The sequence below is a fragment of the Streptomyces sp. NH27 genome (genome assembly GCF_056859195.1).
This window is the reverse complement of sequence record NZ_JACEGK010001067.1, coordinates 1-536: the sequence shown is the minus strand read 5'-3', so window position 1 is coordinate 536 and position 536 is coordinate 1. Positions and strand designations below refer to the sequence as shown.

At 79.9% G+C, this 536-nt stretch carries 1 protein-coding gene; it reads left to right on the top strand.

Features of this window, described 5'->3' with window-relative positions; translation table 11 throughout:
- Positions 1-536: hypothetical protein (locus AC13HU_RS38045; RefSeq protein WP_483046559.1), on the top strand; the 536-nt coding region annotated here is incomplete at both ends.

Genomic DNA, 536 nt, shown 5'->3' with positions numbered 1-536 from the left:
GGTGTGGGCAAGGGGTTGACGGCGGCGCAGCGCAGGGCGGTCACGGGGTCCGACCCGTCGACCGGGCGGCTGGCCGCCGGGGCCGGGGTGTGTACGGGCCTGGTGGCGGCCGGGTTGGCGGTGCGGCACGGGCGGGCCGGGCAGCACTACCTGACGCCGGAAGGCCGCCGGGTGCGGGCGGAACTGGCCGAGCGGGCCGCACAGGCGGCGAAGGCGGCGGCCGCGGAAGCGGCACCGGGTGCACAAGCGGAGCCGGAGCGCGGCCAGTTCGTCGCCGACGACGGGTCGGGGACGGTGCGTACGGCTGCCGGGCGGTCCGGCGAGGTGGCCGCCGCGTGGGAGGGGCTGCGCCAGATCCGCGCGGTGCTCGGGGACGGCGCGGTGGAGGTGCCGGCGGGCTGGGAGCGGGAGCGGCCGGTGCACGCGGTGGCGCTGGCGCTGGAGGCGGCGGGGGTGCCGCCGCATCGCGCCGAGCGGTCGGCGGGCTACCGGGTGGGGCCGTCCGATCATCCGGGCCTGGTCGAGGTGACCTGGTC